Annotated in this window: 22 protein-coding genes; 9 read left to right on the top strand and 13 right to left on the bottom strand. The window is 74.2% G+C overall.

All coding sequences use genetic code 11. The features are described from left to right. Positions 1 to 43 precede the first annotated feature (43 nt). Positions 44 to 1,003 carry an N-acetylmuramic acid 6-phosphate etherase gene (murQ, locus tag ACZ6ZN_RS27355; protein ID WP_469650321.1) on the bottom strand — a complete coding sequence of 320 codons (960 nt, stop codon included), beginning with the start codon at positions 1,001 to 1,003 and terminating at the stop codon, positions 44 to 46. 46 nt (positions 1,004 to 1,049) lie between these two features. After that, entirely contained in the window at positions 1,050 to 1,985 is a 936-nt protein-coding gene (locus tag ACZ6ZN_RS27350; RefSeq protein WP_469650319.1) for a MurR/RpiR family transcriptional regulator, read from the bottom strand. A 55-nt stretch (positions 1,986 to 2,040) separates the two neighbouring features. Between ACZ6ZN_RS27350 and ACZ6ZN_RS27345 the strand changes: the two genes are divergently transcribed. Continuing rightward, a complete protein-coding gene (locus ACZ6ZN_RS27345) occupies positions 2,041 to 2,424 on the top strand; it encodes a hypothetical protein (protein ID WP_451876775.1) in 384 nt (127 codons plus the stop codon). Positions 2,425 to 2,431: 7 nt separating this feature from the next. Continuing rightward, the gene (locus ACZ6ZN_RS27340) at positions 2,432 to 2,719 is read left to right on the top strand and encodes a DUF4031 domain-containing protein (RefSeq protein ID WP_398110917.1); all 288 of its coding nucleotides are present in this window, start codon (positions 2,432 to 2,434) and stop codon (positions 2,717 to 2,719) included. Here ACZ6ZN_RS27340 and ACZ6ZN_RS27335 read toward each other — a convergent pair. Continuing rightward, positions 2,689 to 3,768: a GNAT family N-acetyltransferase gene (locus ACZ6ZN_RS27335; protein ID WP_469650316.1), complete on the bottom strand. Its 1,080-nt coding sequence runs from the start codon at positions 3,766 to 3,768 to the stop codon at positions 2,689 to 2,691. The genes ACZ6ZN_RS27340 and ACZ6ZN_RS27335 overlap by 31 nt on opposite strands. Positions 3,769 to 3,778: 10 nt before the next feature. After that, positions 3,779 to 4,441 (bottom strand): HD domain-containing protein, encoded by a 663-nt coding sequence (locus ACZ6ZN_RS27330; protein ID WP_469650314.1) that lies wholly within the window; start codon positions 4,439 to 4,441, stop codon positions 3,779 to 3,781. Between the two features lie 47 nt (positions 4,442 to 4,488). Between ACZ6ZN_RS27330 and ACZ6ZN_RS27325 the strand changes: the two genes are divergently transcribed. Next, positions 4,489 to 5,166, top strand: coding sequence for a maleylpyruvate isomerase family mycothiol-dependent enzyme (locus ACZ6ZN_RS27325; protein ID WP_469650312.1), 678 nt, complete (start codon positions 4,489 to 4,491; stop codon positions 5,164 to 5,166). Between the two features lie 99 nt (positions 5,167 to 5,265). Beyond that, a complete protein-coding gene (locus tag ACZ6ZN_RS27320; protein WP_469650310.1) occupies positions 5,266 to 5,991 on the top strand; it encodes a copper homeostasis protein CutC in 726 nt (241 codons plus the stop codon). Here the strand turns inward: ACZ6ZN_RS27320 and ACZ6ZN_RS27315 are convergent. Continuing rightward, entirely contained in the window at positions 5,988 to 8,048 is a 2,061-nt protein-coding gene (locus ACZ6ZN_RS27315) for a HelD family protein (RefSeq protein WP_469650308.1), read from the bottom strand. The two genes, ACZ6ZN_RS27320 and ACZ6ZN_RS27315, sit on opposite strands and share 4 nt — an antisense overlap. Before the next feature lie 275 nt (positions 8,049 to 8,323). On the opposite strand from ACZ6ZN_RS27315, the gene ACZ6ZN_RS27310 reads away from it, so the two are divergent. Beyond that, on the top strand, positions 8,324 to 8,515 hold the full coding sequence (locus tag ACZ6ZN_RS27310) for a hypothetical protein (protein WP_363119841.1): 192 nt from the start codon (positions 8,324 to 8,326) through the stop codon (positions 8,513 to 8,515). Between the two features lie 16 nt (positions 8,516 to 8,531). Here the strand turns inward: ACZ6ZN_RS27310 and ACZ6ZN_RS27305 are convergent, their stop codons facing one another. The 4 genes from ACZ6ZN_RS27305 to ACZ6ZN_RS27290 form a co-directional block, all read right to left on the bottom strand. Continuing rightward, positions 8,532 to 10,175: a DNA repair helicase XPB gene (locus tag ACZ6ZN_RS27305; protein WP_398110923.1), complete on the bottom strand. Its 1,644-nt coding sequence runs from the start codon at positions 10,173 to 10,175 to the stop codon at positions 8,532 to 8,534. Positions 10,176 to 11,102: 927 nt separating this feature from the next. Next, positions 11,103 to 11,291, bottom strand: a complete 189-nt coding sequence (locus ACZ6ZN_RS27300; protein ID WP_469650305.1) for a hypothetical protein — start codon at positions 11,289 to 11,291, stop codon at positions 11,103 to 11,105. A 42-nt stretch (positions 11,292 to 11,333) separates the two neighbouring features. Then, positions 11,334 to 11,465 carry a hypothetical protein gene (locus tag ACZ6ZN_RS27295; protein WP_398110925.1) on the bottom strand — a complete coding sequence of 44 codons (132 nt, stop codon included), beginning with the start codon at positions 11,463 to 11,465 and terminating at the stop codon, positions 11,334 to 11,336. A 195-nt stretch (positions 11,466 to 11,660) separates the two neighbouring features. Further along, the gene (locus ACZ6ZN_RS27290; protein ID WP_469650302.1) at positions 11,661 to 14,201 is read right to left on the bottom strand and encodes a helicase-associated domain-containing protein; all 2,541 of its coding nucleotides are present in this window, start codon (positions 14,199 to 14,201) and stop codon (positions 11,661 to 11,663) included. A gap of 152 nt (positions 14,202 to 14,353) precedes the next feature. On the opposite strand from ACZ6ZN_RS27290, the gene ACZ6ZN_RS27285 reads away from it, so the two are divergent. Continuing rightward, complete coding sequence (locus ACZ6ZN_RS27285; RefSeq protein WP_469650299.1) at positions 14,354 to 15,373, top strand: hypothetical protein; 1,020 nt, start codon at positions 14,354 to 14,356, stop codon at positions 15,371 to 15,373. 309 nt (positions 15,374 to 15,682) lie between these two features. After that, entirely contained in the window at positions 15,683 to 16,315 is a 633-nt protein-coding gene (locus ACZ6ZN_RS27280; RefSeq protein ID WP_469650297.1) for an HAD family hydrolase, read from the top strand. Here the strand turns inward: ACZ6ZN_RS27280 and ACZ6ZN_RS27275 are convergent. After that, entirely contained in the window at positions 16,294 to 16,542 is a 249-nt protein-coding gene (locus tag ACZ6ZN_RS27275) for a hypothetical protein (RefSeq protein ID WP_451878826.1), read from the bottom strand. The two genes, ACZ6ZN_RS27280 and ACZ6ZN_RS27275, sit on opposite strands and share 22 nt — an antisense overlap. Before the next feature lie 146 nt (positions 16,543 to 16,688). On the opposite strand from ACZ6ZN_RS27275, the gene ACZ6ZN_RS27270 reads away from it, so the two are divergent. Continuing rightward, entirely contained in the window at positions 16,689 to 18,302 is a 1,614-nt protein-coding gene (locus tag ACZ6ZN_RS27270) for a recombinase family protein (protein ID WP_469650294.1), read from the top strand. A gap of 260 nt (positions 18,303 to 18,562) precedes the next feature. Continuing rightward, a complete protein-coding gene (locus tag ACZ6ZN_RS27265) occupies positions 18,563 to 18,946 on the top strand; it encodes a cold-shock protein (protein ID WP_010035896.1) in 384 nt (127 codons plus the stop codon). A gap of 34 nt (positions 18,947 to 18,980) precedes the next feature. Here the strand turns inward: ACZ6ZN_RS27265 and ACZ6ZN_RS27260 are convergent, their stop codons facing one another. From ACZ6ZN_RS27260 to ACZ6ZN_RS27250, 3 genes are read right to left on the bottom strand one after another with little or no spacing between them, the layout of a single operon-like run. Continuing rightward, on the bottom strand, positions 18,981 to 19,829 hold the full coding sequence (locus ACZ6ZN_RS27260; RefSeq protein ID WP_469650292.1) for a 1,4-dihydroxy-6-naphthoate synthase: 849 nt from the start codon (positions 19,827 to 19,829) through the stop codon (positions 18,981 to 18,983). Then, entirely contained in the window at positions 19,819 to 20,487 is a 669-nt protein-coding gene (locus tag ACZ6ZN_RS27255; RefSeq protein WP_469650289.1) for a futalosine hydrolase, read from the bottom strand. The genes ACZ6ZN_RS27260 and ACZ6ZN_RS27255 overlap by 11 nt, the downstream gene beginning before the upstream one ends. Before the next feature lie 23 nt (positions 20,488 to 20,510). Next, a complete protein-coding gene (locus tag ACZ6ZN_RS27250) occupies positions 20,511 to 20,984 on the bottom strand; it encodes a DUF2771 domain-containing protein (protein WP_398110933.1) in 474 nt (157 codons plus the stop codon). Between the last annotated feature and the right edge of the window lie 10 nt (positions 20,985 to 20,994).

Below are 20,994 nucleotides of genomic sequence, written 5' to 3'. Positions count from 1 at the left end.
GGCAGTACCGCCGGGCCGTCACGGGGCCGCGGGGGCGGGGCCCTCAGGCGGGGCCGTCCTCCGGTCCGCCCTGCCCGTGGGCGCCCAGGGCCGCCCGCAGGTGCCCTCCGGACTCCTGGAGCAGGCGCGCCGCCGTCGGGGCGTCCACGTCGGCCAGGATCGTGAGGATCGCGTTCTTCACCTCGCCGTCGGTGGCGGTCAGCGCCTCCTCGATCTCCTTGTCCTCGGCGCCCGTGGCGAGGGCGACGATGCGGTGGGAGCGGGCGCGGAGCTTGTCGTTGGAGGCGCGGACGTCGACCATCAGGTTCCCGTAGGTCTTGCCCAGGCGGATCATCGTGATCGTCGAGAGCATGTTCAGGACGAGCTTCTGCGCGGTGCCGGCCTTCAGGCGGGTGGAGCCGGTGAGCAGTTCGGGGCCGACGACGACCTCGATGCCGTGGTCGGCGGCGGCCGCCAGGGGGCTGCCCGCGTTGCACGACAGGCCGACGGTGAGGGCGCCCCGCTCCCGGGCGTACCCGACCGCGCCGATCGCGTACGGGGTGCGGCCGGAGGCCGAGACGCCGACCACCGTGTCGTCGGCGGTCAGGCGGAGCGGCTCCAGGGCGGCCCGGGCCAGTTCCGGGGAGTCCTCCGCGCCCTCGACCGAGGTGACCAGGGCCTGCGGGCCGCCCGCGATCAGGCCGACGACCCGCGAGGGGTCGGTGTTGAACGTCGGCGGGCACTCGGAGGCGTCCAGGACGCCCAGCCGGCCCGCGGTGCCCGCGCCCGCGTAGACGAGCCGGCCGCCGCGGGCCATGCGTGCGGCGACGGCGTCGATCGCGGCGGCGATCTCGGGCAGCCGCGCCGCGACCGCCCCGGCCACGCTCGCGTCCTCCCCGTTCATCAGCCGCGCGAGGTCGAGCGTGGGCAGCCGGTCGACCTCGGCGAGCTCCGGCCGGAAGGCCTCGGTGGTCAGGGTCGCCAACTCGGCGCGGACGTCACGGGGTCGGGAGGCGGAGGTCATGGACGGCTCTTTCCGTGTGCGTGAGGTGCCGGGCGGGGCGGCCGGCTCAGGAGCGGTGCCGGTGGGCCAGCGCCTCGTACGACGCCGAGAGCGCCGGCGCCGCCGACTCGTACGTCCGCTGCGCCACCCCCACGAACAGGCAGTCCACCACGAGGAGCTGCCCGGTCCGCGACGACATGGCCGCCGGGCGCAGCTCGCTCTCCCGGGCGGTGGACGTGGTCAGGACATGGTCGGCGTACTGGGCGACGGGGCCGTGCGGACGGCCGGTGATGGCCACGGTCGTCGCGCCGCGCTCGAAGGCAACCCGCAGCGGTTCGATGACGTCCCCCGTCGACCCGGAGTGGGTGACGGCGATCGCGACGTCGCCCGCGCGCAACTGCACGGCGTTGGTGACGGCCAGGTGCGGATCGCTGTGCGCGTGCGCCATCAGCCCTATGCGCAGCAGCTTCTGCGTGAGGTCCTGGGCCACCAGCCCGGACGCTCCCACGCCGTACACGTCGGTGCGCCGGGCCGCGGCCAGCGCGGTGACGGCCGCTCCCAGCTGCACCGTGTCCAGGCCCGCCGCGGTGTCGGCGAGGGTCTGCTGCTCGTCGTAGGCGAGTTTGGCGACGACGTCGGCGATGGGGTCGTCGACGGCGATGTCCGTGGTGATGGCCGGGGCCCGGCCCGACTGCTGCTGCGCGGCGAGCCCGGCCAGGGCCAGCCGCAGGTCCCGGTAACCCGGATAGCCCAGCAGCCGCGCGGTGCGCACGACCGTCGCCTCGCTGGTGCCGGTGAGCTCGGCGAGGCCGGTGACCGTGAGCGCCGCGCAGCCGGCCGGGTCGCCGGCGACGGCCTCGGCGACGCGCTGCATGGAGCGTGTCATCGACGGGCCCAGCGTGCGGACCTTGGCCGCGAGGGCCGCGGGGGCGGGCGGTGCGCCCACCGTGCCGCCGGGGCCGCCGCGGTCCCGGGCGAAAATTTCCTTCACGTCGCGGGTCACCCCTGAAAGATATTTTCGGGGCGGCGTGCGGGTCAAGAGTGCGCACAATGGGTGCATGGAACCCATCAGCCCCCTGGAGCAGGCGCTGCACGCCGCGCGCGCCCTCGTGCTGGCCGACCTCGTCGCGGGACGCGTCGCCGAGGCGGACGTCGTGTCGCTGGTCGAGGAGTCCGTCGTGCAGCGGCGCTGGTGGGTCGAGCAGTGGCCGGAGGGCGCGCGGTACGTGGCCGGGCTGGTCGCGCAGGACGTGCAGGACGCCCTGCTGGAGCGGTACGGCCGCTGGCCCCTGTGCCCGGTGTGCGGCACGGGCCAGCCCCACGCGCTGGACGTGGAGCCGGAGTTGGGGCCCGACCCGCACTGGGTGTGCAGCGAGGCGGGGGTGAAGGTCGCCGCGGTGGGGTCGCTGGGCGAGGCCCTCGGCGATCCGGCGTCCTCGTGAGGTCGGGGTGACGATCTACATAGACCCGCCGACCTGGCCCGGCCACGGCCGCATGTGGTCCCACCTGGTCAGCGACGTCTCCTACGACGAACTCCACGCCTTCGCCGAGCGCCTGGGCGTGCCCCGCCGCGCCTTCGAGCGCGACCACTACGACATCCCCGCCCAGCGGTACGCGGACGCGGTGGCCGCCGGTGCCGTGGAGGTGCGCAGCCGCGAGGTGGTGCGGCTGCTGCACGCGGCGGGGCTGCGCCGGCCCAAGGGCCGCTACCCGTCGCCGGGTTCGCGCAGCTCGTAGGCCAGGTGCTCGGGGTCCTCGGCGACCCGGGCGAAGCCGGCGCGCGCGAGCACGTTCTGCGACGGCGTGTTGCCCCGCTCGACGTTCGCGACGACGGTCCGCACCTGCGGCCGGTCCAGTGCCCACCGCGACAGCGCGACCAGCGCCTCGGTCGCGTGGCCGCGGCCCCGGGCGCCCTCGACCAGGTCGTAGCCGACCTCGACCCGCCCCTGCGCGTCCGGCACGCCGTGGAATCCCATCGCGCCGATCGCCCGGCCGTCCTCGCGGCGGACCAGCACGTACATGCCCCACTCCGGCAGGTGGACGCCGTCCTCGTACTGCATGCGCACCAGCCCGGCGCCCACCCGGGTGCCCTCGACCGGGCCGCCCTCGATCCACGCGAAGCCGCCGTCGCCCACCGCGGCGAGATCCGCGGCAGCCGCCGGGGTGACGCCCTGGAGGGTGAGCCGCTCGGTGCCGAGGACCAGGTTGTTGCTCCAGCGCCAGCCGGCGACCGGGGGCCGGCCGGGCAGCTCGCCGCGTCCCGTGGCCCACAGCAGCGTCCGCCAGGGGCTCTCGCCGGGCCGGACGTGCGGGAAGATCCGGGTGAGCACGAAATCACACAGCCCGGGGGCCGGTTCGTAGGCCAGTCCCAGGCCCTCGGCGACGTCGTGGGTGTGCAGCAGCACCTCGGCCACGCCCATCGCGGCGAAGCCCTCGCGGTTCGCGCTGCGGAACGGGTAGGGGTGGAAGGCCCGCACCTCGCGCGGGGTGGTGCGGACCGCGGCGGCCAGCAGCGCCCCCGTCGTGCCGATCACCCGCAGCGCGTCCGCGTTGCCGGCGCCCTCCTCCAGCACGAGTTCGAACGGTGCGTACGACTCCTGCTCCCGTCCGGCCAACTGGCCCGCGTAGGCGATGAGGTCCTCCGCGATGTGCACGGCCGTCCGCCGGCAGCTCCACTCCAGCCTCCCGGCCCGCACGCCCTCCCAGTCCCGGCCGGTGACCGCCCCCAGCAGCTCCACGCACTCGGCGACGGCCTGCTCCACCTGTTCCGCACCCGTTGTCCACATGGCGGGCAGGCTACGAGGGATCCACGCCCGGCAGCGACAGCATTTCCAGCTCGGAGGCCAGGTTGTACCGGGCCGTGGCCTCCCACTCGGCCGCGCCGTGCGGCGTCCGGAACAGCCGCGGCAGGTCCAGCAGTTGGCGCAGGATCGCGGCGCGGCCCGTGCGGAAGGCCTCGTTCGGCACGAAGTGGTACTCCGCGCGCACGGCGGCGGTGTACGCGGCGTACGCCGAGGGCGGGGCGGCGAGGACGGCCAGGTCCGCGTCGCACAGGACCTGGCCGTCGGGGTCGTCGTCGGCCGGGTCGTGGGTGACGGTGAGCCGGACCAGCCGGGCCACCTCGGCCACCGTGCCGTCCGGGACGCCCGCCTCCGGCAGGGCCCGCTCGGCCAGCCGGGCGGAGCGCTCCTCGTTCTCGGAGCGGTCGGGCAGGTACACCGCGTCGTGGAACCAGGCGGCCAGCCGCACCACGTCCGGGTCCCGGGCGTACCGCTGGAGCTCGTCGACGCGGTCCAGGACCGCGGTGAGGTGCTCGGCGGTGTGGTAGCGGCGCTGGGGCTCCTGCCAGCGGGCCAGCAGGTTCTCGGCGTAGGGCACCGGGTCGGGCCCGCCCGCCGGGCCCCGGGCCCCCTCCAGGGCGCGGACGAAGCGGGTGCGCAGCATCTCGGGATCGGCCATGGGGGCATTCTCCCGCCGGGGCGGCCCGGGCACCTAGCGTGGGGGTCATGACGACTCCTGCCGATGTGCACGACGTACGGGACCCCGAGCAGCCCGGGCGGTTGCTCGCGACGGAACGGGACGCGCTGATCCCGCTGCTGCGGGGCCGGGCCCCGGAGGACTTCGCCCGGCCGGTGGCCGCGTGCCCGGGCTGGACGGTGCGGGACGTGCTGGCCCACTGCTCGGCCGCGCTGACCCGGGCGGTGGAGGGCGCACTGGGGCCGGACGTGTTCTCGCCCGAGTCCAACGACCGGGACATCGCCGCGCGGTCCGGCTGGAGCGACGCCGAGGTCGTGGACGAACTGGAGCGCGGGATGACCGCGGCCGGGCCGGTGATCGCCCGGGCCGGCGGGAAGCTGGACGGCCTCGCCCTGGGGGAGTGGGTGCACGCCGGGGACGTGCGGGACGCCCTGGGCGAACCGGGGGCGTACGGCGGGGCCGGGCTGCCCGACGCGCTGGCGCTGCTCGCCCGCCTCACCCGTGAGCGCGGCCACGTGCCGCTGCACGCCGACCTCGACGACCTGGACGAGCCGCTGCGGCTGGGGGAGAGCGGCGGGGAGCGGCCCCCGGGCCGGTTCATCGGCGACGGGCCGACCCTGGTCCGGCTGTACACGGGACGGCCGGCCGGCGGCGCCGTGTTCGAACTCGCCGGGGTGGAGGCCGAGGAGCTCGACATCTACAGGTGAGGCGCTCCCCGGGGCGTGGGAGGCGGTGGGAATGGGCAGCGTAGTCTGTGATTGGACTAGACCTGTCATCGAACGCCGCCATGCCGACGAAGGGGCCCCATGAGCAAGCGTGCAGTCCTGGAGGTGATCGCCCTCGGCGTCGAGGACGCGGTCGCCGCCCAGGAGGGAGGCGCGGACCGCCTCGAGCTGGTCACCGACATGGCGGCCGACGGGCTCACCCCGTCGCCCGCCACCGTCGCCGGGATCCGGCGCGCCGTCGACATCCCCCTGCGGGTGATGGTCCGCCTCGCGGACGGCTTCGCCGCGGGGGACGTCGACCGGCTCGCCGGTACGGCCGCGGAGCTGCGGGAGGCCGGGGCGCGCGAGTTCGTGCTGGGCTTCCTCGACGCCGGGGGCGCGGTGGACCTGCCGGCCGTGGAGCGGGTGGTGGCCGCACTGGACGGATGCCCCTGGACCTTCCACCGGGCCATCGACCGGGCCGCCGACCGGGACGCCGCGCGCAAGCAGCTGGACGGGCTGCCCGGGCTCGACACGTACCTGACGGCCGGATCCCCTGGCGGGGTCGACGACGGGCTGCCCGTGCTGCTCGCGGAGGCCGCACGGGCCGGTGAGCCGGGCTACGAGCAGCAGGTGCTGGTGGGCGGCGGGCTGCGGCTCGACCACGTGCCGGTGCTGCGCGCGGCCGGCGTCGACGGCTTCCACATCGGCGGCGCGGCCCGCCCGGGCGGCTGGGACGCGCCGGTGTCGGTGGAGGCGGTGGCCGAGTGGCGCGCCGCGGTGGACGCCGCCCGGCACGCGCCCGCCGCCCCCCTGGCGGCGACCTAGCCCGACACCCCCGGGCCCTGGGCGAGTTGCGGGGGCAGCGGGGCCGTGTGCGTGACCGTCAGGCCCGACACCGCCCGGGTGAGGGCCACGTACAGGCGGCGCAGGCCGGTTCGCTCGTCCGGTTCGCCGTCGACCACCGCGCGCGGCTCGTCCAGGACGACGTGGTCGTACTCCAGGCCCTTGGCCAGGGACGCCGGGACCAGGGTGAGCCGGGTCTCGCGGGTGGTCTCCTCGCCGGGGCCCAGATACGGGATCCCGGCCCGCTCCAGCGCCCCGGCCAGCTCCGGGATCCGCGCGTCCGCCGCGATCAGGCCCGTCGAGCCCTCGTGCCGCAGCGCGTCACGGCAGGCGTCGACCACGTCCGCCGCGCCGGATACCGGCCGGATCTCGAAGCGGCCCGGGTTCTCCCGGATCGACACCACCGGGGTGAGGCCGGGGGCGATGTCCGGCAGCAGCCGGGAGGCGTAGGTGATGACGTCCGTCGGCACGCGGAAACCGGCCGTCAGCTCCTCGATCACCGCGTCCTGCTTGCCGAGGTGGCGCAGCGCCTCCTGCCAGCTGCGCGTCGCCCAGGGCGTCGTGCCCTGGGCCAGGTCGCCCAGAACGGTGGCGCTGCCGGTGGTGCAGCGGCGGCCGACCGCCCGGTACTGCATGGGGGACAGGTCCTGTGCCTCGTCCAGGACGACGTGCCCGAGGGAGTGCGTGCGCCGGACCAGGTCGGTGGCCTCGTCGACCAGGACGGCGTCGGCGGCCGACCACCTGGCCGACTTCACACTGCGGGCAGGCTTCGCCCACAGGATCGCCTTCCGCTCGTCCGCGTCGAGGATCCCCTCCGCGTGCTCGGCGAGGAACTCCGCGTCCGACAGCAGCCGCAGCACCAGTTTCGCCGGGTCGACGGCCGGCCAGATCGTCTTCACGGCCGCCTTCACCGCGGTGTTGCGGGCCACCGCGTCCTGCACGCGGTCGTCCGGGGCCTCGCCCGAACGCTCCATCTGCACCAGCACGGCGTGCGCGATGCGCTGCGGCAGGGCCTCCCGCGCGGCGCCGTAGCGGATGTCCCGCTCGAGCAACTCGCGGACGATGTCCTCCAGTTCGTACGCCGGCACCCGCCAGCGGCGGGAGCCGCGCACCACCACGACCGGCTCGGCGGGCATCGTGACGTGCGAGTACAACGCCCGGCGCAGCACCTCGGCCATGCGGGCGTCGCCCTTGACGGTCGCGGCCGCCGCCTCGTCCGTGCCCCTGATCTCCACATGGGCCACCAGGTCCTCGACGGTGGCCTGCTGCACGGTCAGTTCGCCGAGCGCGGGCAGCACCTGCTCGATGTAGTGCAGGAAGGACCGGTTCGGCCCGATGACCAGCGTGCCCGTGCGGGCCAGGCGCTCGCGGTGCGCGTAGAGCAGGTAGGCGACCCGGTGCAGGCCGACGGCGGTCTTCCCGGTGCCCGGGCCCCCCTGCACGCACACCGAGCCGGCCAGCCCGGACCGGACGATCTCGTCCTGCTCGGGCTGGATGGTAGCGACGATGTCCCGCATCGGGCCGACGCGGGGCCGTTCGATCTCCTGCTGGAGCAGCTTGCTGGTGCGGGCCGCCTCGGCCGGGTCGGAGAGGTGCTCGTCCTCGTACGCCGTGATGTCGCCGCGGGTGTAGCCGAAGCGGCGGCGCAGCGCGACGTCCATCGGGTCCTTCTTGGACGCCCGGTAGAACGGCTGCGAGACCGGTGCCCGCCAGTCGATGACCATGGGGTCGCCGTCATGGTCGTGCACATGGCGGCGCCCGATGTAGAAGCGTTCCCCCTCCGCTCCCTCGGCCCGGTCGCCGCCCGGGGCGTGCAGGTAGTCGAGCCGGCCGAAGAACAGCGGGGTGTCGCTGAGGTCGGCCAGGGCTTTGACGCGCTCCTCGATCTGGCGGGCCAGCACCTCGGCGTTGACCCAGTTCGCGGTGACGTCGGTGATGTCGAGGGCCTCGACGTCCTCACGCATGGCGCGCAGGGCGGAACGGGACGCGGCGAGGTGGGAGCGCTCACGGGAGAGCGGATCGTCGACGGGCGTGGACAAGGGGGTGCCTCCGGAGGGACCTGCTGGGGGAAGGGCGGTGAGGCCGACCGGTTTCCGTCCGGTCGGCGGCGCTCCGAGAGGGAGGCGGGCAAGAGCGGAGATCTTAGAGGAGCGGCACCACCGCCCGCGAACCGTTTTCCGTCCCCTAGGGGACCGACCGGGCGCAAGCCCTCCTTCCCGGGGGGACCGGTCGGCCCACGGGCGTACCCGCACGGCCCGCAGGTTCCGTCCCGAGACCGACGCGGGCTTTACGGGGCGAAACGCACCATGGAGACATGAGCGCAGCCACCATCCACCCTGCCCCGGCACCGGGCCGCCCGCCCGGCGCCACCGCCGTGGCGGGCAGCCACCGCCACCGTCTCGGCGATGCCCTGCGCGCCGTCAAGGTCTTCGCGGGCGCCGCCTTCGACGTGATCGTCCTCGGTCAGTACGGGGAGGAGGTCGGCGTGGTCCGCCGCCCTCGGTGAGCGGGCCCCGCGTACCTCAGCTCCCCGCCAGCAGCTCGTCCGCGTCCATGATCCGGTACGCGTAGCCCTGCTCCGCCAGGAAGCGCTGGCGGTGGGCGGCGAAGTCCTGGTCGATGGTGTCCCGGGCGACCACGGAGTAGAAGTGCGCCTGGTGGCCGTCCGACTTGGGCCGCAGCACCCGGCCGAGGCGCTGGGCCTCCTCCTGCCGGGAGCCGAAGGTGCCCGACACCTGGATCGCGACCGTCGCCTCCGGCAGGTCGATCGAGAAGTTCGCGACCTTGGACACCACGAGCACGCTGATCTCGCCCTCGCGGAAGGCGTCGAAGAGCTTCTCCCGCTGCGCGTTGGACGTCTCGCCCTTGATCACGGGCGCCCCGAGGTGCTCGCCCAGCTCGTCGAGCTGGTCGATGTACTGGCCGATGACCAGGATCTGCTGCCCGGCGAACCGGCGCACGATCGCCTCCGTGACCTTCCGCTTGGTCGCGGTCGTCGCACAGAAGCGGTACTTCTCCTCCGCCTCGGCCGTGGCGTACGCCAGGCGCTCGGAGTCGGTGAGGTTGACGCGGACCTCGACGCAGTCGGCGGGCGCGATGTAGCCCTGCGCCTCGATCTCCTTCCACGGCGCGTCGAACCGCTTGGGACCGATCAGGGAGAAGACGTCCGACTCCCGGCCGTCCTCCCGGACCAGGGTCGCCGTCAGCCCGAGCCGTCGGCGGGCCTGGAGGTCGGCGGTGAACTTGAAGACCGGCGCGGGCAGCAGGTGCACCTCGTCGTAGACGATCAGCCCCCAGTCCCGGGAGTCGAACAGCTCCAGGTGCGGGTAGACGCCCTTCCGCCGGGTCGTCAGCACCTGGTAGGTGGCGATCGTGACGGGCCGGATCTCCTTGCGGGTCCCGCTGTACTCGCCGATCTCCTCCTCGGTCAGCGAGGTCCGCTTCACCAGCTCGTGCTTCCACTGCCGCGCGGAGACGGTGTTGGTGACGAGGATCAGCGTCGTCGACTTCGCCTGGGCCATCGCACCCGCGCCGACCAGCGTCTTACCGGCGCCGCAGGGCAGGACGACGACGCCCGAACCGCCGTGCCAGAAGTTCTCCACGGCCTGCTGCTGGTACGGCCGCAGCGCCCAGCCGTCCTCGGCCAGGTCGATCGCGTGCGCCTCGCCGTCGACGTACCCGGCGAGGTCCTCCGCCGGCCAGCCCAGCTTCAGCAGCGTCTGCTTGATCTGGCCGCGCTCCGAGGGGTGCACGGCCACCGTGTCGGGGTCGATCCGCGCGCCGACCAGCGGGGTGATCCGCTTGGACTTCAGGACCTCCTCCAGCACCGGACGGTCGGTGGTCGTCAGGACCAGTCCGTGCGCGGGGTGCTTGGAGAGGGTGAGGCGGCCGTAGCGGTCCATCGTCTCGGCGATGTCCACGAGCAGCGCGTGCGGCACCGGGTAGCGGCTGTACTGCACCAGCGCGTCGACGACCTGCTCGGCGTCGTGGCCGGCGGCGCGCGCGTTCCACAGGCCCAGCGGGGTCACCCGGTAGGTGTGGATGTGCTCCGGGGCCCGCTCCAGCTCGGCGAACGGGGCGATGGCCCGACGGCAGTCGCCGGCCTGCTCGTGGTCGACTTCCAGGAGCAGGGTCTTGTCGGACTGGACGATCAGCGGACCATTCACGCGCGGCACCTTTCTGCGGCCGGAGGGCTCGGACGGCTCGACAGCACGACGCCTCGGCCAAACGTCCAGTGTGCCTGATCCACCCCACCGCACGCTGTGACGCGCGCCCGCCCCCCGGCTCCCCGGCGCCGCCCAGCCCTCCGACCGCCCGACGCCCCGGCACCCGGGCCCTCCGGCGCCCCAGCTCTCCGGCCCTCCGGCCCCCGGCCCCCCGGTCGTCCGTCCGTCCGGCGCCCCGGCTCTTCGGTGTCCCGGCCCTCCGGCTGTCCGGCGCCCTGGCCCATGGCCGTCCGGCCCTCCGTCCGTCCGGCGCCCCGGCTCTTCGGTGTCCCGGCCCTCCGGCTGTCCGGCGCCCTGGCACCCGGGCCGTCCAGCGCCCCGGCGCCCTGGCCCTCCGATGCCCTGGCCCCCCGATGCCCCGGCCCTCCGGTGCCTCGGCTCTCCGGCCCTCCGGTTGTCCGGCCTCTCGGTCCTCCGGCGTCCCGGCCTCCCGGGACCCCCGGCCGTCCAGCGCCCCGGCCCCCCAGTTGTCCGGTGCCCTGGCTCCCGGGGCCGTCCGGTGCCCCGGCCCGCGGGCCCTCCGGTACCCCGGCGCTCTGGCGCCCCCGGGGGCCGCCCGGCGCCCTGGCCCCCGGCCCCCCGGCTGCCCGGCGGGCCCCCTCGGCCCCCGGCTGTCCGGTGCCCCGGCCCTCCGGGATCCTCCGGCTGTCCGGTGTCCCGGCCCTATGGCCCTCCGACCCTCCGGCCGTCCGGCGCCCTGGCCCCCGGCGCCCTGGCCCCCCGGCGCCCCGGCGCCCCGGCGCCCCGGCCCCCCGGCGTCCTGACCCCGGGCTGTCCGGCGCCCTGGCCCCCGGGCCCTGCCGGCGCCGCCGCCCCCCGCCCACACACGGGCGCCCGGCGCCCGTACACCCGGACACCCGGGCGCTGTCACCTCTGTGCGGGCAGGGTGATGTTGTTCACTAGTGGGCCCTCGACGCTCACCCCCTCGGTGATCAGGGGCTCCACCCCGGCGACCGGCAGGGGCAGCGGCAGCGCGGGCCCCGCTGTGGCGGCGGGCGCGGCCCCGACCAGCAGGGCGACGGCGAACAGGACGGCGGCGGCGGACTTCTCACGCATGAGGACGACGGGACCCCTTCCCTGCCGGCGGTGCGGAACGGATCAGATCTGCGGCGTCTCCAGGACGAGACCGGCGATGTCGATGCTCACCGCGGCCGCCGGAGTGGCGAGCGAACCGCACGTCATCAGCACGGCGGTGGCCAGGACGGCGGCGATACGGCGGACAGCGCGCATGGGGACACTTCCTTTCGGGTGGCGACCGGCCCGGGCCCCCTCCCGGGACCGGGCCGCATCAGGACACCCGGTGGCTGCCCCCGCGCCCGGCCCGTGATGCGGCGCACCCGGCAAGGTCGCCCGAGGGTGGGAACTCCCCGGCGTGGCGCGCATGAACGCCGGCGTGCACCCGTACGGGTGAGACGCCGGGCGGTCTCAGCCGGCGTCGTCCGCGAGCTCCGCGACACCGGTGATCCGGTGCAGCGGATACGTGCGGACCTCGTCGGCGGTGTGGTCGTACGCCGTGACGAAACCGCCCTCCACCCGGATCGGGGCGATGACCCGCTGGCTGGCGGCCCCCTCGGCGTTGACGTAGCCGATCCACAGGGCCTCGCCGGTGAGGACGGCGGCCTGCATGGTGGCCAGCGTCTCCGCCGGACCGGTGCGCGGCAGTTCACCGTCCGCGGCCGGGGCCGTACCGGGCTTGCGCGGAGCGGTGGAGGCGAGGTCACCCGCGCGGATCGCGCGCAGCGCGGCCGACAGGAGGGTGTCGTCGGGCACCGGCGGGCCGTCGGGAACCGGCTCGGGCGCGCCCCGGGGCGGGGTGCGGTGGGCGAGCGCGCGCGTGATCAGCACATCGCCCTCGGCGGACTCGGCGGCCGGCGCGAAGCCCATCGCCCGCAACCCCTCCAGCAGCCCGGCCGGGTCGGCCTGCGCGGCCAGCACCGTCGGGGCGAGCCGGCGCAGCCCCAGGCCGCCCGCCCGCTTGTCGGCGAGGATCTCGTTGAGCACCGCCTCGTCGTCGCAGCGCACGTACGACGACGCGGCGCCGACGCGCAGGTGCCCGTGCCGGCGGGCCACGTCGTCGATCAGGTAGGCGAGCGGCTGCGGCACCGGCGTACGGGAGTGCGCGGCGAGGAAGGCGTGCAGGTCCGAGGCGCTCTGCCCGGCGTCCAGCGCCCGGCGCACCGAACCGGGCGTGAACCGGTAGACGGTGGCCCCGCCCTTGGACTCGACGTCCGCGAGCACCCCGAGCATGTCGGCCAGCGGCCGCTGCAAGGGCCCGGGCGCCACGGCCGTCAGGTCGGCCTGCAACAGCACGTGGTCCAGCGGCTCGGGCAGCAGCGGGGCGAGCAGCCGGGCCGCGGCCGCGGCGGCGACGGCCTGCTCGGCCGCGTTCAGCGGGGCGGGCGGAGCGGGACGGTGGTGATGGTGGACGGGCAGCTTGTCGCCCGGCCCGGACGGCTGTGCCCCGGTCTCCTTCGCCGGGACCGGCGGCAGGCCCAGCAGCGCCCGGCCGTGGCCCGACAGCGCGCCCCGGCCCGTCACACCGAGCAGTTCCGCCTCCGACAGCGCCCACTCGGCGAGCCGCCCGCGCAGATCGTCCTCGCCCCGGTCCCCACGCAGGGGCCGCTCCCAGCGCAGCCGGGCGAGCACCGACGCGGCGGGCGGCGCGGCGCCCTCGGGCAGCCCGGCCAGCAGGGTCAGCACCCGGTGCCGCACCTCCGGCGCGGCCGACCGGTCGAGTCCGGGCCCGAGCGCGGACAGCGTCCGGTCCTTGGCGTCGCGCCCGCCCACCAGGCCCGCCGTGCGGGTCGCCGCCAGCCAGGCCGTGACCAGCCGCGCCCAGCGCTCGGCGGCGGGCTGCTCGCGCCACTCGTCGTGGGCGGGGGTCACCGCGTAGCGCTCGTCGGCCTCCCCGTCCGAGGCGATCAGGCCCGCCGCGTACGCCAGTTCCACCCAGAACGCGGCGACCGGCTCCGGCACGTCCAGCGCGACCGCCGTCCGCTTCAGGTCCCGCACGCTCAGACCCCCGGCCCGCAGCACCGCCGGACCGCCCTCGTCCCAGTCCTTCAGCAGCTCCTCGACGGTCGCGAGCGCGGTGTACGCCTGGCCGGCCGCGGTGCTGTCCACAACCTGTGGACGGTACGCGGCGGCGGCCTCGACGGCCGGCGGCACCGGCTCGGGCGCCCGATGGGCCCGACCACCCCGCAGGTGCAGGGCGACCTCACGCGGCAGGACGACCGTCCCGGGCGCGGTCGGCAGCAGCAACCCGCGGTCCAGCAGCCAGCGCAACCGGGGCGCCGGATCGGCCGTGACCTGCCCGTACGGCGGCCCCCACACCAGGCGCTCCAGCACCTCCAGGGAGTCGGCCGGGGCGCCGTCGAGCAGGGCGGCCATCCGCTCCCGGTCCCCGAACAGCGCCGACAGCGCGGTCACCGCGGAGACCGAGTCATGCGTGGAGGGCAGCCCGGCCGCCGTGACGATCTCCTGGATCCGCCCCGGCGACATCCCCGAGGTGGCCTCCCGCACCGTCGGACCCAGACCCGTCGGCGAGGGGTGCTGCGGCGAGGGCGACAGCAACTCGCGCGCGGTGCGCACCAGCCGCAGCCGGTCGTCGCCACCCCACACCAGGGCCTGCTCGCGCAGCACGTCCAGGGCGTGCGGCAGCGCCGCGACGACGGCCGGGTCCGCCTCGTCCCCGGCCATGAGCCCGAGCAGCTCCCCGTACTCCGCCGGGTCCCCGGCCACCGCCAGCGCCTCCGCCGTCTGCAGGGCGAACCGGTCCAGCCGCTCCAGGGCCCGGACGACCGAGGCACGCGTGCCCGCCCGCGTCGCCAGCTGCGTCAGGTCGGTGGGGACGGGCGTGATGAGGTCCGGGCGGCTGCGCAGGAGCGCGCCCAGCGAAGCGTCGCCCCGCGCGCGGAGCGCTTCCGCCAGGGAGCGGGGGGCCGAAGGCGTGTCCTCGGGGCTCATCCGGTCCACGGTAGCGGGTCGCCTCGGGCGCCCGGGCCGACCGTGCGGGGCCCCGCTCCCGGACGGCGGACGGGCATTTGGCCGGGTCACCGCCCCGCGCGGTACCGTCGTCCGACGGCGTCACGCAACGGATGCGCCCCGGAGGGGACTTCGTGGGGATTGAGAGCGACCAGGTCGTTTACGAGTATCTGAGCCGCGTCGGCGACGTGGCCCAGCAGCAGCAGTTGTCCTCGGCCACCCGGATGCGCCTGGTCGCCGACCTGCGCAACGAGATCGACCGGCGCCGCGCCAAGGCCACCGTCGACTCGCCCGCCGCCGTGCGCCGCATCCTGACCCGGCTGGGCAGCCCCGACGAGGTCGTGGCGGCGGCGGCCGACGGCGGCGGCCCGGACACCGCCGGTGCCGCGCCGGGCACCGCGCCCGCCGCCGTGCCCGTGCAGCGCGAGCGCGAGCCCCGGGGACGGGACGAAGGGCCCGAGGGAGGCGTCCGGCGCATCGTCCCGCGCCCCCGCCGGTCCCGGGCCGCCGAACAGGCCCGGCCGGCCCCCGCGGAGGGAGCGGCCCCGCCGCACCTGGCCGCGGCGCACGAACTCGGCGGCAGCGCGGTGGAGCCGGACTGGTGGCGGGTGGACAGCAGCCCGTTCGGCGTGGGCGACGAGGTGCCCGGGTTCGTGGGCGGGGTGGAGCTGCCCGACCTGCTCAAGCCGCCGCCGCAGCGCAAGCCGGAGAACGAGGGACCGGACGAGCCCGCCGCCGGGACCGCCCCGGCGGTCGAGACGGCCCCCGCGACCCCGGAGCCCGGCGGCCGCCGCCGCTTCCCGGGCCTGCCCTCGCCGGGCTGGAGCAACCCCTTCCTGCTGGTCGCCGCCGGCCTCCTGGTCACGGGCGCCGTCCTCGGCAACTGGTTCGTCCTGCTCCTCGGCTGGCTCCTGGCCTACGCCTCGCGCCGCCTCACCCCGGCGGAGACCAAGTGGACGGTCGCCGTCCTGCCCGGCCTGTGCGTGGCAGGGGGACTGGTCTGGCTCTGGGGCCGGATGAACGACCGCTGGGGCGACCCCGTCGCCGAGGGCCACCTGAACGACGCGGTGTCGGAGACCTGGCCGTGGGTGGTACGCGCGGCGGCGATCACCTCGGCCCTGTTCCTCGTCTGGCGCTCCCAGCGCCGCGCATAGCCGACGACGGGCCGACACCCCCGCGCAACCACCGCCGCCCCCACCCGGACGACGGTCCGCCACCCGCGCCCGCCGGACCGCTGCTCACCGACCGCAGACCCTGGCCGCAGCCCAGCACCTGCCACCGTCCGCAGCGACGACCGCCCTCCACAGGGGCCGACGGCCGTCGGGGTGTCCGGGGCCCTGGTCAGCGCCCGTAGGGGCGGGGCCGCCACCCGTTCGCAGGCGGCGGCCGGCATGCGCAGGGCGAGGGCCGGGCCGTCAGGGGGTCCCGGCCGGCGTCGACGGCGCCCGGGCACAATGGCCCATATGGCTGACACCACCTCGCCCGCGCTCACCGTCGGCTTCGACCTCGACATGACCCTCATCGACTCCCGCCCCGGCATCCGCGCCTGCTACCTGGCGCTGTCGGAGCGGACGGGCGTGCACATCGACGCCGACCTGGCGGTCACCCGGCTCGGACCGCCCCTGGCCGAGGAGCTGATCAACTGGTTCCCGGCCGAGGAGGTGCCGGCGATGGCGGACCTGTACCGGGAGATGTACCCGGCGTACGCCGTCGAGGCGACCCCCGCGCTGCCCGGCGCCCGCGAGGCCATGGCCGCCGTGCGCGAGGCCGGGGGACGGGCGATCGTCGTGACCGCCAAGTACGAGCCCAACGCAAAGCTGCACCTCGCCCACCTGGGCATCGAACCCGACGCCGTCATCGGCGACCTGTGGGCCGAGCAGAAGGCGGAGGCCCTGCGCGAGCACGAGGCGGGCGTCTACGTCGGCGACCACGTCGGGGACGTCCGCGGGGCCCGCACGGCCGGCGCGCTCTCCGTCGCGGTGGCCACCGGCCCGTGCTCCCCGGAGGAACTGCGCGCGGCGGGCGCGGACGTGGTGCTCGGTGACCTGACCGAATTCCCGCGGTGGATGGCGGACTACCGCCCCGCGCGCGCCTGACGCCGCCCGGCCGCCACGGAACGCAGCACTCCCGCTCCGGCCAGCAGGAAACCTACGGCCATGAGCATGCTCAACCCGAACATGTACGTCGGAAAGGGCGTCGTCCCGAGGAGCAACGGGGCGACCGTGACCAGAGTGGCCACGGCGCCGACGAAGAAGACGACGGCTCCGGTACGGACCAGACGGTCACCGGGAGCGGCGGAATTCGGTCGGGTGTTGTCACGCACCCGTCCAGGGTAGTTCCCAGCATGACGGAGCAGCCGGTGCCCCCGTTGTCACCCGGCTGTAGAGGACGAGCGCGAGGCGATGAAGTGTGCCTCCCGGTAATCGCAAGCTGATCACCAAAGCACACACCCTTCGCTAGCCTCCCCTCATGCAGCCCGCCCTGCGCTACCTCGCCTGTCTCCGCCTCTCTGCCGACTCGGACGGCTCCACGTCCATCGAGTGGCAGCGCGGCGTGATCCGACACCACGTCAGCTCCCCGCACCTGTCCGGCGTCCTGGTGGGGGAGGCGGAGGACACGGACGTATCCGGCTCCTTGTCCCCCTTCAAGCGTCCCAGGCTCGGACGTTGGCTCACGGCCAGGGCTGATGAGTTCGACGTGCTCATCGCAGCCAGGATGGACAGGCTCACGCGTCGCTCAGTGCACTTCAGCGAACTGATGGAGTGGGCGCAGGAAAACGGGAAGTTCATCGTCTGCGTGGAGGAGGGGTTCGACCTGAGCACCCCTCAAGGCAAGATGATGGCTCGTATGACAGCCGTTTTCGCTGAGGCTGAGTGGGACACCATCCAGGCGCGCATTCTCAACGGAGTCCAGAGCCGCCTGGAGAACCGCTCATGGCTTACGGGCGCTCCACCTACCGGCTACCGCATCAAAAGCGTGGAGGGAGGCATGAGGAAGGTCCTGGAGATTGATCAGGACTTCCACCCCTACGTGGAAGAGATTTTCACCCGTGTGCGTGAGGGGCAGTCCACGCACAGGATTGCCCGAGACTTCAACAGTCGTGGCGTGCTCACCTGGGGGGACCACCTCAGGAAGTTGAAGGGGGAGCAAACCAAGGGAACGCAATGGCAATCGACCATTATCAACAAGTTTCTCCGCTCCTCTTGGGTGCCCGGTATCTACACATACAAAGGGGAGGCTGTTCTGGATGCCGAGGGGAACCCTGTTGTTCTGCCTGAGAAGCCCCTGGCGTCCATGGATGAATGGGCAGACCTGGTCGACAGGATCAAACCGACTCCCAAGCCCGTAGGGGCGGAAAGCCGTACCGGTGGCAAGAGTCTGCTTGCCGGTATCGCTCGCTGCGGCAGCTGTGGAGCTCCTGTCACTTCTCTTCTGAACTCTGGGCACACCAGGAAAGACGGCACGAGGGTTCCCGGCCACAGGTATTACCGCTGCTCCAACAAGTTCAAGGGCGGCAACTGCACTACTGGTCTCTACGTCCGTGCTGATGTGCTCGATGCATGGGTCGATCAGGAAATCCGCGGGAGCGTAGGTACGTGGGAGATGTACGAGCGGGTCGGTAAGGGACCTTCGCAGGCCGGGAAACTTCAGTCGTCCAGGGCGCGCCTGGAAAAACTGGAGGCCGACTTCCTGGCAGGTGAGTACGACGCAGAGGGGCAGGAAGAGTCGTACCGGCGCATGCACAAAGGGTTGTCGGCGAAGGTGGCTTTCCTGGCGAAGTGGGAAGAGGAGAGGATCAACCCGGCGCCGAGAGTGACGGGCAAGAAGTACGGGGAGGTCTGGGAGTCCAAGGATCAGGAGGACCGTAGAGAATTTCTCCGCACCTACGGCGTGAAGATCTGGGCGTGGGACAAGGGGGCGGACGAAAGGAGGAGAGGGATGGTGATGGACCTGGGAGACATCCAAGCCATGGCGAACGAGTTTGCTCTGTCCCACCCTGAAAATCGGAGCCAGATGGCAAGAACGGTGATCAGTCACAACGTCACCGAGGGATACCGACGGAAGGTGTTGGGGTTCGCTTGATGACACTTTGATGATGGGCGTGCCCGCTCCGGTCCCGAGCCGCCGAGGCTCTCGGGGGCCCGGACTCCCGCGCCACCCTGCACCGGCACCCTGGCCGGGTCCCCCAACAGCCCCTCCCGGACTCTGCCTTACCTGGGCGGGGGCTCCGGGTCCGGGGCGGGATTAAGGCCGTGTGTCCCTGGGGAGAGCCCCAGTAAGGTGGTCAACGGCAGTTCAGTGGCGTCCGGCCCCGTCCGGGACCGATCGAGGGAGCGTGTGCTTTGCCGACTGGCAAGGTCAAGTGGTTCAACAGTGAGAAGGGCTTCGGCTTTCTCTCCCGTGACGACGGCGGTGACGTCTTCGTCCATTCCTCGGTCCTCCCCGCCGGAGTCGAGACGCTCAAGCCGGGCCAGCGCGTGGAGTTCGGCGTCGTGGCCGGGCAGCGCGGCGACCAGGCGCTGTCGTTGACGATCCTGGACCCGACCCCGTCCGTCGCGGCGGCGACACGCAAGAAGCCGGACGAGCTGGCCTCGATCGTCCAGGACCTGACCACGCTTCTGGAGAACATCACGCCGATGCTGGAGCGGGGCCGCTACCCCGAGAAGACCGCCGGCAAGAAGATCGCCGGGCTGCTGCGCGCGGTCGCCGACCAGCTGGACGTCTGACCGGCCGGCCGACCGCCGTGCGGGCCCACCGGGCTCAGGGGAACCGCAGCGCGTCCGGGCCGAGGGGCGGGACGAGTCCCTCGGCCGCCGCGCGGGTCAGCAGCCCGCGCACGGCGGCGTAGCCGTCCTCGCCGAGGTCGGCGGTGAACTCGTTGACGTACAGCCCGATGTGCTGGTCGGCGACGGCCGGGTCCATCTCCTGGGCGTGCTCCATGACGTACGGCCGGGACGCCTCCGGGTCGTCCCACGCGGCCCGCACGGACGCCCGGACCGCGTCGGCGAGCAGCCGCAGCCGCTCCTCGCCCAGCGACCGCCTGGCGATGATCGCGCCGAGCGGGATCGGCAGGCCGGTGGTGCGCTCCCAGTGCTCGCCCATGTCGGCGAGCTTGTGCAGCCCGTAGTTCCGGTAGGTGAAGCGCGCCTCGTGGATCACGAGTCCCGCGTCGACCTTCCCGTCGCGCACGGCCGGCATGATCTCGTGGAACGGCATGACGACGATCTCGCCGACCCCGCCGTCCAGGGTGTCCGCGGCCCACAGCCGGAACAGCAGGTAGGCGGTCGACGTCTCGCTCGGCACCGCGACGGTCCGCCCCGTGAGGTCGGCACCCGCCTCCCGGGTCAGCACGAGCGGCCCGCAGCCGCGTCCCAGCGCGCCGCCGCAGGGCAGCAGGGCGTAGTCGTCCAGTACGTAGGGCAGGACGGCGTACGACACCTTGAGCACGTCGTGCTCGCCGCGTTCGGCCATGCCGTTGGTGATGTCGATGTCGGCGAAGGTCACGTCCAGCGCGGGGGCACCGGGGACGCGGCCGTGGGCCAGGGCGTCGAAGACGAAGGTGTCGTTCGGGCAGGGGGAGTACGCGATCTGCAGCTGCTCAGCGGTCATGCCGGTTCCAACTCTCCAGGACGGGCGCGAGCTTCCCGAACGCCTCGGTGAGGGCCGTCAGGGCGTCGGGGATGCGCCAGGCGGCGCGGTCGCGCGGTCCGACGGGATTGGAGATCGCCCGGATCTCCAGTACGGGCACCCCCTGCGCGGCGGCGGCCTCGGCGACGCCGAAGCCCTCCATCGCCTCGGCGAGGGCGGTGGGGTGCCGCTCGGCCAGTGCCGCGGCACGGGCGGCGGTGCCGGTCACGGTCGACACGGTCAGTACGGCGCCGGCCGGGGCGCCGGTGGCGTCGGCGGCCCGGCGCACCAGGGCGGCGGGCGGCTCGTGCCGGACCGTGCCGAAGCCCAGCTCGGTGACCGACAGGAACCCGTCCTCGGTCTGCGCGCCGAGGTCGGCCGCGACGATCTCGTCGGCGATCACGAGTGATCCCGGGGGTGCCGCGGGCAGGAACCCGCCGCCGATGCCGGCGGAGACGACGAGGTCGTAGGGGGTGCCGCGCAGGGCGGCGGTGGTGAGGGCGGAGGCGGTCGAGGCCGCGGCGAGCGCGGGTCCGACCCCGGCGGCGATCACGTCCGTGCCGCCGCCGCCGCTGTTGCTGCCGCGCAGGCCCGCGGCCACCGCGTCCCGCTCCACGGGAACCGCGGTGGCGACCAGCACCCGGTGGGGCTCGGCGGCAGCGATCAGGCGTCCTTCTTGAGCTTGAAGTTCCAGAGGCCCTGGGTGTCCTTCTCGCCGGCCTTGATGGACACCAGCGTGGAGTTGCCCTGCGCGCCGTACTGGGCGTTGAAGAACACGCTGCCCGGGATCGTGCGGTAGGTCTTCTTGCTGGCCTCGGTCAGCGGCTGACCGTTCATCAGGATCGTCCAGCCCTCGTCGGCGATCTCCGGGTCGACACCGAACCGGACGGTCTCGTCGGGGTCGACGGAGATGCTCTTGATGCCCTTGTCCTTCAGGCACTGGCTGAGCGCGGAGGTCTTCAGGGACTTGCCCTCGCCGCCGCAGGTGGCCTCGGAGCTCACCGAGTCGCTGCCCACGGTCAGCGTGGCCATCGACGTCGGCTTGTCACAGGCCGACAGGACGAGCAGTCCGGCGGATACGACGCCGGCGGCGGCGACGGCGCGGCGGCGTCGCACAGCGGATTGCAACGTGTTCATGGGCGAAGGC

It is taken from the genome of Streptomyces sp. NPDC053665 (assembly GCF_055585285.1).
The sequence above is the reverse complement of the archived record's forward strand: the minus strand, read 5'-3'. Positions and strand labels throughout refer to the sequence as shown.

What these genes read in the sequence shown, in the direction of transcription:
- ACZ6ZN_RS27335 (WP_469650316.1), bottom strand. Translation starts at nt 3,768, where the DNA reads ATGTGGACAACGGGTGCGGAACAGGTGGAGCAGGCCGTCGCCGAGTGC.
- ACZ6ZN_RS27290 (WP_469650302.1), bottom strand. Translation starts at nt 14,201, where the DNA reads ATGAGCCCCGAGGACACGCCTTCGGCCCCCCGCTCCCTGGCGGAAGCG.
- ACZ6ZN_RS27300 (WP_469650305.1), bottom strand. Translation starts at nt 11,291, where the DNA reads ATGCGTGAGAAGTCCGCCGCCGCCGTCCTGTTCGCCGTCGCCCTGCTG.
- ACZ6ZN_RS27330 (WP_469650314.1), bottom strand. Translation starts at nt 4,441, where the DNA reads ATGGCCGATCCCGAGATGCTGCGCACCCGCTTCGTCCGCGCCCTGGAG.
- ACZ6ZN_RS27325 (WP_469650312.1), top strand. Translation starts at nt 4,489, where the DNA reads ATGACGACTCCTGCCGATGTGCACGACGTACGGGACCCCGAGCAGCCC.
- murQ (WP_469650321.1), bottom strand. Translation starts at nt 1,003, where the DNA reads ATGACCTCCGCCTCCCGACCCCGTGACGTCCGCGCCGAGTTGGCGACC.
- ACZ6ZN_RS27295 (WP_398110925.1), bottom strand. Translation starts at nt 11,465, where the DNA reads ATGCGCGCTGTCCGCCGTATCGCCGCCGTCCTGGCCACCGCCGTGCTG.
- ACZ6ZN_RS27260 (WP_469650292.1), bottom strand. Translation starts at nt 19,829, where the DNA reads ATGACCGCTGAGCAGCTGCAGATCGCGTACTCCCCCTGCCCGAACGAC.
- ACZ6ZN_RS27320 (WP_469650310.1), top strand. Translation starts at nt 5,266, where the DNA reads ATGAGCAAGCGTGCAGTCCTGGAGGTGATCGCCCTCGGCGTCGAGGAC.
- ACZ6ZN_RS27270 (WP_469650294.1), top strand. Translation starts at nt 16,689, where the DNA reads ATGCAGCCCGCCCTGCGCTACCTCGCCTGTCTCCGCCTCTCTGCCGAC.
- ACZ6ZN_RS27280 (WP_469650297.1), top strand. Translation starts at nt 15,683, where the DNA reads ATGGCTGACACCACCTCGCCCGCGCTCACCGTCGGCTTCGACCTCGAC.
- ACZ6ZN_RS27345 (WP_451876775.1), top strand. Translation starts at nt 2,041, where the DNA reads ATGGAACCCATCAGCCCCCTGGAGCAGGCGCTGCACGCCGCGCGCGCC.
- ACZ6ZN_RS27310 (WP_363119841.1), top strand. Translation starts at nt 8,324, where the DNA reads ATGAGCGCAGCCACCATCCACCCTGCCCCGGCACCGGGCCGCCCGCCC.
- ACZ6ZN_RS27250 (WP_398110933.1), bottom strand. Translation starts at nt 20,984, where the DNA reads ATGAACACGTTGCAATCCGCTGTGCGACGCCGCCGCGCCGTCGCCGCC.